The sequence below is a fragment of the Marinospirillum sp. genome, assembly GCF_014859565.1.
Genome location: NZ_JACUUA010000218.1, coordinates 1 through 5,289 on the forward strand (window position 1 = coordinate 1; position 5,289 = coordinate 5,289).

Annotated in this window: 5 protein-coding genes; all 5 read left to right on the plus strand. The window is 51.4% G+C overall.

What is annotated here, in order from left to right:
* Nucleotides 1–439 precede the first annotated feature (439 nt).
* On the plus strand, nt 440–1,213 hold the full coding sequence (locus IBX50_RS16850; RefSeq protein WP_292257461.1) for an ABC transporter ATP-binding protein: 774 nt from the start codon (nt 440–442) through the stop codon (nt 1,211–1,213).
* Complete coding sequence (locus tag IBX50_RS16855; protein WP_292257462.1) at nt 1,213–1,923, plus strand: ABC transporter ATP-binding protein; 711 nt, start codon at nt 1,213–1,215, stop codon at nt 1,921–1,923. Before IBX50_RS16850 ends, IBX50_RS16855 begins: the two co-directional genes overlap by 1 nt.
* 114 nt (nt 1,924–2,037) lie before the next feature.
* Nucleotides 2,038–3,249, plus strand: coding sequence for an ABC transporter substrate-binding protein (locus IBX50_RS16860; protein WP_292257463.1), 1,212 nt, complete (start codon nt 2,038–2,040; stop codon nt 3,247–3,249).
* Nucleotides 3,250–3,318: 69 nt separating this feature from the next.
* On the plus strand, nt 3,319–4,206 hold the full coding sequence (locus IBX50_RS16865; protein WP_292257464.1) for a branched-chain amino acid ABC transporter permease: 888 nt from the start codon (nt 3,319–3,321) through the stop codon (nt 4,204–4,206).
* Between the two features lie 2 nt (nt 4,207–4,208).
* Nucleotides 4,209–5,201: a branched-chain amino acid ABC transporter permease gene (locus IBX50_RS16870; protein WP_292257465.1), complete on the plus strand. Its 993-nt coding sequence runs from the start codon at nt 4,209–4,211 to the stop codon at nt 5,199–5,201.
* Nucleotides 5,202–5,289: the final 88 nt, after the last annotated feature.

Consider the following 5,289-nt stretch of genomic DNA (forward strand, 5'->3'; position numbering starts at 1 on the left):
TGGCGCTTTAGCGCTTAGGGCGGGGAGCAGTCACCAAAGCCCGCGCCCTTGGATGACGCGGTCAAGCTTTTCAACCCAGAGGCCTAGCGAGCCTTTCGATCAAATCACCACGATGCAAGGTAGCCGATAATTGCTGCAGCGATATGTCTTGCTCGCCATAAAGTGAAGTAAGCGCGGCTTCCACGTCTTGAACGGATTCATTAAATAAGTGCTCGCTTTGTTCTGTTATAACTTTCTCAATAGCTCGGACAGCTTTAAAGAAAGCCTGCCGCACGGACTATTGGAATTAAAAAATCGCAAAAAAATCCAAAACAGTGCTTGTCGAACCCGTCTTTATGGTTTACGTTTACGTCAAGGTCATAGATGACCGGTTTGATAAGCTCAGAAAGACAGCTGGAATAAAAACAACAGGGCGAAGCCCACAGCAAGAGGATTAACCATGAGCCAGGAGTTCGTGCTGGAAACGCGAGGTCTGACTAAAGAGTTTCGCGGCTTCACCGCTGTTGACTCTGTTGACCTGCAGGTCACTGAGGGGCATATCCACGCCCTGATCGGCCCCAACGGAGCCGGAAAAACCACGGTCTTCAACCTGTTGACCAAATACCTCCCCGTGACACGCGGTGACATTCTGTACCGCGGTAAATCCATTGTTTCCATGAAATCCAACGAGATCGCCCGTCTGGGTCTGGTACGTTCTTTTCAGATTTCTGCAGTGTTCCCTCACATGACGGTACTGGAAAACGTGCGTGTAGCGCTGCAGCGCCCGATGGGTAACTCCTTTCATTTCTGGAAGCACGAAAAGGTGCTGAACCAGCTGAATGATCGTGCCATGGCATTGCTGGAGTCCGTGGGGCTGGAAGAATATGCCGACAACGTGACAGTGGAGCTGCCTTATGGACGCAAGCGGGCTCTGGAGCTAGCCACTACGTTGGCAATGGAACCCACCGTAATGCTGCTGGATGAGCCAACGCAGGGTATGGGTCATGAGGATGTGGATCGAGTGGCTGAACTGATTCGTAAAGCGGCCAAGGGTCGCACCATTCTGATGGTTGAACATAACCTGAGTGTGGTCAGCAAGCTGTGTGACAAGATCACCGTACTGGCGCGTGGCGCGGTACTGGCTGAAGGGGACTATGCAACGGTTTCCGCCAATCCCAAGGTGCGTGAAGCCTACATGGGCAGTGAAGACGCTGAAGTACAGGGGGCGCACTGATGAGCAAGGCGTATGAACAACTGCGGATTATTGACCTGCATTCTTTTTATGGTGAGTCACACATCCTGCACGGGATTGACCTGCACGTAAACCGGGGTGAGCTGGTGACGCTGCTGGGTCGTAATGGTGCCGGTCGCAGTACCACTCTCAAGTCGATCATGAATATGGTGGGGCGTCGTACCGGCTCCATCATGATCAATGGTAACGAAACCATTAATACACCAGCACACCAGATTGCTCGTTTAGGTGTGGGTTATTGCCCGGAAGAGCGGGGCATTTTTGCCAGCCTTAATGTGGAAGAAAACCTGTTGCTGCCACCAACGGTGCGCAGTGGTGGTATGAGTCTGGACGAAATTTATGACATGTTCCCCAATCTCTATGAGCGCCGCAAGAGTGTCGGTACACGTCTCTCGGGTGGTGAACAACAAATGCTGGCGATGGCGCGAATTCTGCGCACTGGTGCCAACATGCTGCTGCTAGACGAAATCACTGAAGGTCTGGCACCGGTGATTGTGCAGAAGCTGGCTGAAGTATTGCTGAAGCTTAAAGAGAAGGGTTTGACCATCCTGCTGGTGGAGCAGAACTTCCGTTTTGCGGCTCCAATTGCTGATCGTCATTACCTGATGGAGCACGGCCAGATTGTTGAAGAAATCAAAAAAGACGAACTGGACAGCAAAAAAGAAATACTGAACACCTATCTGGGTGTGTAACCCGCCTGAGGTGTTGCTGTAAAAGAATATGGATCTGAACAACTAGCGTTTTGCTATTCATGGATGAAAAAAAGAAAACAAAAACAAAAGCCGGCAAGGCAACGGAGAACAACAATGAAAATGATGAAAACCGCATTAACTGCCGCTATTGCAACTGCCATGACTGCAGGTGCTGCTCACGCGCAGATTTCTGATAACGAATTACGCATTGGTTATCTGGCTGATATGTCCGGCACTTATCGTGATCTGGCAGGCCCCAATGGTCTGGAAGCGCTGCGTATGGCGGTGGAAGATTTTGGTGGCAAGGTCAAAGGCAAAAATATTCGTATTCTGAGTGCTGATGACCGTAACAGCCCTGACGTTTCTTCCAGCACCGTGCGTCAGTGGATCGAGCGTGACAAGGTGGACATGGTACAGGGTCTGGTCGCTTCTTCTGTCACCATTGCAGCCACCCGCGTCATGAACGGCACCGACACTCTGGGTCTGGTGAACGGTTCTGCTGCATCCAGCATCACTAACGAACATTGCACCCCTAACCACATCCACTGGACTTATGACACCTATCCATTGGCCAACGGTACTGCCGCAGCGGTTGTGGCTGAGGGTGGCAAAAACTGGTTCATGCTGACGGCGGATTATGCCTTTGGTCATGCTCTGGAAAATGACGTTAGAAATGTTGTGGAAGCCAACGGCGGTAAGGTTGTAAACACCGTGCGCCATCCACTGGCCACCAATGATTTCTCCTCTTATGTACTGCAGGCTCAAGCCTCTGGTGCCCAGGTGGTTGGTCTGGCCAATGCTGGTGCGGATACAGTGAACTCCATCATCACCGCTGGTGAGTTTGGTCTGGCTCAAGCGGGTCAAACTGTTGCGGCTCTGTTGCTGTTCCTCAACGACGTACACGCCCTGGGCGTACAAACTGCTCAAGGCATTCAGCTGACCACCGGCTGGTACTGGGATATGGATGCTGATGCTCGTGCCTGGGCTGATCGCTTTTACCAACGCACCAATGCCCGTCCATCCATGGTTCAGGCCGGTATCTACTCCAGTACCATGCACTATCTGCGTGCTGTAGAAGCAACGGGTAGCGATAAGGCTTCTGTGGTTCGTGCAGAAATGGCAAAACATAAGATCAATGACATGTTTGCCAAGGGTGGTTACATCCGCGAAGACGGCCGTATGGTGCACGACATGTACCTGGCTCAGGTAAAAACGCCTGCCGAGTCTAAAAACGAATGGGATCTTTACAAAATTGTTCGCACCATTCCGGGTGATGAGGCCTTCCGTCCTCTGTCCCAGAGCGCTTGCCCGATGGTGAAGAAGTAATACCTATTGATTGGCGGGGTCGTTCCTGACCCTGCTTTACAAAGAATTCTGTATGAGGATGGTACGCAGATGACCATGATATTTGGAGTGCCTGCAGCCGCATTTTTCGGTCAGCTGCTGCTGGGTCTGATCAACGGCGCTTTTTATGCTCTCCTGAGCCTGGGGCTGGCCATCATTTTTGGTTTGCTCAAAATCATCAACTTTGCCCATGGTGCCCAATACATGCTGGGTGCATTTGCAGCCTATCTACTGCTGGACTGGCTGGGTATCAACTACTGGGCGGCATTATTTTTGGCGCCACTGATTGTGGGTGCACTGGGTATGCTGACTGAGCGCTTTCTACTGCGTCGTATTGCCCATGTTGATCATATTTATGGTCTGTTGCTGACCTTTGGTCTGGCGTTGATCATCCAGGGTCTGTTCACCAATTGGTTCGGTGTGTCCGGTAGCCGTTATGCGGTACCTGAAGCCTTGCGAGGCGGTACCAATCTGGGCTTTATGTTCCTGCCTTACTACCGCGCCTGGGTGGTGGTCATTGCGCTGCTGGTGTGTATCAGCGTGTGGTTCATGATTGAAAAAACCAAACTGGGTGGTTACCTGCGTGCGGGTACTGAAAACCCGGCATTAATGCAGGCTTTTGGTATCAACGTCCCCTTGCTGGTGACACTGACCTACGGTTTTGGTGTGGCTCTGGCGGCTTTTGCCGGGGTATTAGCTGCTCCCATTTACTCTGTTGCACCGGGTATGGGTGCCAATATTCTGATTGTGGTGTTTGCGGTGGTGGTGATCGGCGGCATGGGCTCCATACTGGGAGCTGTGTTGACGGGTCTTGGTATGGGTATTATTGAGGGTTTGACCAAGGTGTATTACCCCGAAGCATCCAATACCGTGATTTTTCTGGTAATGATTCTTGTGCTGCTGCTGCGTCCAGCAGGGCTATTTGGTAAGGAGGCTTGATCATGGCTGCAACTGAAACAGTAAAAGCCAGGGCCAGTGTTGCGCTGGAGTCAAAAAAAGCTGCAGATCGTCGTAAACTGATGGTGTACGGTGTGTTGCTGGCGATTGCTCTGGTGGCTCCTTTTGTGGCCTACCCTGTGTTTCTGATGAAAGTACTATGTTTTGCACTCTTTGCCTGTGCATTTAACCTGCTGCTGGGTTATGCCGGTCTGTTGTCCTTCGGTCATGCGGCTTTTCTGGCTACCGGCGGTTACTACACCGGTTACATGCTGAGTCAGCATTCACTGACGCCCGAATTAGGCATCTTGGTGGGCACTGCAGCGGCCACAATACTGGGAGTGTTTTTTGGCCTGCTGTCGATCCGTCGTCAGGGTATTTATTTTGCCATGATTACCCTGGCGCTGGCGCAGATGGTGTTTTTCTTCTACCTGCAGTCAGATTTTACCGGTGGTGAAGATGGCATGCACGGCATTCCCCGTGGTTATCTGTTCGGATTTATTGATCTGACCAACAACCTGGCAATGTACTACTTCGTGCTGGCAGTGTTCCTGTTTGGTTTCCTGCTGATTCAACGCACCATCCACTCTCCTTTTGGTCAGGTATTAAAAGCCATACGTGAGAATGAACCACGCGCCACCTCACTGGGTTATAACGTGGATGCTTATAAACTGGTGGCTTTTGTACTCTCGGCAGCGCTAGCCGGTCTAGCCGGTTCGACCAAAACGGTGGTGTTCCAGCTGGCTTCACTGACTGATGCCCACTGGCACATGTCCGGTGAAGTGATCCTGATGACCCTGGTGGGTGGTGTGGGTACGCTGGTTGGTCCGCTGATCGGTGCTGCTTTTGTAGTGACCGTTGAACATCAGCTGGCACAAAGTGCCATGGGTGACTGGGTTAACGTGATTCTGGGTCTCATCTTTGTGGTCTGTGTACTGGTGTTCCGAGCCGGTATTGTGGGTGAAATCCAGAAGTTTGCCAAAAAGAACTTTAAATAAAGCAATTTTCCTCGTCTGTCTGTTCACTCTGTGGGTCACGTCTCTGTGCCCTTGCTTGACCCACCAGGTAACTGGTGGGTCTTTTTTT

Excerpts from the sequence above, each read along its gene's own strand:
- IBX50_RS16870 (WP_292257465.1), top strand. The coding sequence starts at position 4,209 with ATGGCTGCAACTGAAACAGTAAAAGCCAGGGCCAGTGTTGCGCTGGAG.
- IBX50_RS16865 (WP_292257464.1), top strand. The coding sequence starts at position 3,319 with ATGACCATGATATTTGGAGTGCCTGCAGCCGCATTTTTCGGTCAGCTG.
- IBX50_RS16860 (WP_292257463.1), top strand. The coding sequence starts at position 2,038 with ATGAAAATGATGAAAACCGCATTAACTGCCGCTATTGCAACTGCCATG.
- IBX50_RS16855 (WP_292257462.1), top strand. The coding sequence starts at position 1,213 with ATGAGCAAGGCGTATGAACAACTGCGGATTATTGACCTGCATTCTTTT.
- IBX50_RS16850 (WP_292257461.1), top strand. The coding sequence starts at position 440 with ATGAGCCAGGAGTTCGTGCTGGAAACGCGAGGTCTGACTAAAGAGTTT.